We start from the raw sequence: 2,623 nt of genomic DNA on the forward strand, positions 1-2,623 counted from the left end.
TAGCACCGCCGGTTCAGGCAGAAAGGGGTGAAGTGCACGCCGCCAAAAACTTTTCGCCAGGGGCCGCAAAAACTTTTTGTCGTCGCCCCTTTATGCCCTCACTTCGTCGTTGCTCCTTTGCCCTTTGCCGCGAAAGGCCAGACCGGAAAGAAGAAACCCGCGTCAGAGAAGGTCTTTTTCGGGTCCGCAGCGCGTGCTGCACCCACTCATCCGGATTTAAGGAGCTATGCCATGCCAAACACACTCGTAAATGTCACCCCTGATGCAACCGCCGACCACGCCCCTATCAACGCTGTCGGGGAAGTCATTTCGGACACCTTTTTTGCGCCCGTTGAAACCGAACTGATTGATAGCCTGCTGGGTCGTTATAACTTCCTGCGCACGAAGCTGAATGAACTGTCCGTCTCTATCCGCGGCGGTGAAAATCATGAGGCCGTGGGGCACTTCCTGAGAGGCAACCTACACGGCAGCCGGGGCTACCATGTGCCGCCCGTGTCGAAGCTGTTTGACCTGCCCGGCGCGCTGGCGTCCCTTAATGCCGATTTCTGGCAGCAGGCGCTGAGCCTGACTGACGTTTACGAGTACATGCCCAACGATCGCCGAAATGACTGGAATAATCAGATCTATGAGATGAAAGCGCCTGATTTTGAAGAAAACGCCGTGCGTGCAACGCTCACCGAGCTGCTTTTCTCACGACAGAAATTTTTCTCCGAGCGCGTTGACGGCATTTTTCGCAGCCTGTCGCGCAGCCACGTGACCAACCGCCCGGAAGGCTTCAGCAAGCGCATGATTATTGAATGCATGTTCAATCAGTGGGGCACGTGCAACTACGACCGCACCGGCTACGTGGACGACCTGCGCAAGGTGATCGCGAAGTTTATGGGGCGCGACGCGACCGGCCTGAACACGACCAACAAAATTCTGAAAATTGCGCGCGATCGTTCTGGGGACTGGGTTGCTATCGATGGGGGCGCGCTGCGCGTCAAAGCCTTCCAGAAAGGCACCATTCATCTTGAGATTCACCCGGACATGGCCTGGCGCCTGAATGACATTCTAGCATTCCTGCACCCGGCCGCCATTCCGGCGGAGCACCGCCAGAAGCCGCGCGCGAAGGCGAAAACCTTTGAGCTGCACACAAACCTCCTGCCGTTTTCCGTGCTGAGCGCTGGCTATCGCTTTGAACTTGAGACGCTTCGCACCACGCTTAAAAAAATCGCAGAGTACACGCGGGCGGGCTTCACCGGTGCCGGTGAGCTGGTCGCCGCGCTTCGGATGGGAGGGCACGCCGCATGATCCCGAAATCACTCTCTCTGGTAACCCTTCTGCCGGAAAACGATATGAAGAACATGTTCGCCGCGTGGGCGCGGTGCTTTCCGTCGCTGAACGGTCTGGAAACCCTGCAGCCGTATGCAGGAGACGTTGCCTGCAAAGTGGCAGGAGAAATTCACCTGCGATCGCTGCACATGGACAGCGCGCAGAAGGGCATGAACCGCTGGCTGGTGCCAAACAAGTTGCCGACGCAGTCTTATAGGGAACGGGTGATTAATGAATATTGTACTATCCCCAATATGGGGATATAATATCCTCTAGTTGGGGACAGGGACTAACCATGCACGCGTTATTTATTGAGCTTTCTACCTTTGAGAAATACCGGGCTGACTATCTGAATGATGACCAGTTCAGGCTGTTTCAGAGCATGCTACTGGCCGACCCGGAAAAAGGTGATCTGATCCCGGACACGGGCGGGCTACGTAAAGTCCGGTTCCGGGACGAGCGAAGAAACAAGGGCACCCGTGGCGGGATCAGGGTTATCTATTACTGGACCAACGAATAAGGCCAGTTCATCCTGTTTACCATCTACGATAAAGATCAGCGTGACGATCTGACCAAACAGCAGCGCGACGCCCTGGCATCGGCGCTGAACGTAATTAAAAAGGGGCTGAGACATGACTGAACGCGACATTTTCAGTGAGCTGATGACGGGTATGCAGGAGCTGAAAGATCATCAGGACGGAAAAATTACGCTCAAGACGTACAAGGTCAGCAAGCGCGAGCCCGTCACCATCGCGCCGCAGGAGCTGCGCGACGTGCGCGAAAAACTTAACCTGTCACAGGCCGTTTTCGCGCACTACCTGCACACAGGCGAGACCACCTATCAGAACTGGGAACAGGGCAGAGCTAAGCCTAACGCTCAGGCCGTCCTGCTGATCCGCATGGTGCAGCAGAACCCGGAAACCCTGCAGACGCTGGCGCAGCTTTAAGGAGCTAACAGCAGCATTGTCACCTTGAGTAGATGCCAGATAATAATGCTCATTCGCCCGCATCCGGGCGTGCAGGCCGCTTCCACACAGGACCGGCCATGCAATTAATTTTTGCGAAAGTTATCCTGCACCGCGCCGCCTGGCGCGGTTTTGCTTTGTGCTTTCTGTCAGCCCTGAACGGCAACACCGCCGCCCTGCGGGCCGGGAAAACCGGTGCTGCCGCACCGGTCCTCTCCGCCCGGATGCGTATGTCCATAATCCATCGGCCCGGTTCAGCTTTATTCTTTCTCCAGTCAGCTCTGACTTCCCGCCGCATAAAAATACCTTTTAACAGCCACAGCCACAGCAACAACATGGCCCCT

At 56.1% G+C, this 2,623-nt stretch carries 5 protein-coding genes; all 5 read left to right on the top strand.

Going from position 1 to position 2,623, the window contains the following annotated elements:
- The first annotated feature begins 231 nt into the window (after nt 1-231).
- Nucleotides 232-1,293 (top strand): DUF4942 domain-containing protein, encoded by a 1,062-nt coding sequence (locus VH86_RS24435; protein WP_052696652.1) that lies wholly within the window; start codon nt 232-234, stop codon nt 1,291-1,293.
- Nucleotides 1,290-1,580: a hypothetical protein gene (locus VH86_RS24440; RefSeq protein ID WP_045834422.1), complete on the top strand. Its 291-nt coding sequence runs from the start codon at nt 1,290-1,292 to the stop codon at nt 1,578-1,580. The genes VH86_RS24435 and VH86_RS24440 overlap by 4 nt, the downstream gene beginning before the upstream one ends.
- A gap of 29 nt (nt 1,581-1,609) precedes the next feature.
- Nucleotides 1,610-1,834, top strand: a complete 225-nt coding sequence (locus VH86_RS24445; protein ID WP_231647404.1) for an addiction module toxin RelE — start codon at nt 1,610-1,612, stop codon at nt 1,832-1,834.
- Between the two features lie 112 nt (nt 1,835-1,946).
- Nucleotides 1,947-2,261, top strand: coding sequence for a DNA-binding transcriptional regulator (locus VH86_RS24450; protein ID WP_045834423.1), 315 nt, complete (start codon nt 1,947-1,949; stop codon nt 2,259-2,261).
- Between the two features lie 98 nt (nt 2,262-2,359).
- A partial coding sequence (locus VH86_RS25830) for a hypothetical protein (RefSeq protein ID WP_156150619.1) occupies nt 2,360-2,623 on the top strand: 264 nt, incomplete at its 3' end.

This window comes from Pantoea sp. BL1 (genome assembly GCF_000963985.1).
Taxonomy (GTDB): domain Bacteria; phylum Pseudomonadota; class Gammaproteobacteria; order Enterobacterales; family Enterobacteriaceae; genus Pantoea; species Pantoea rwandensis_B.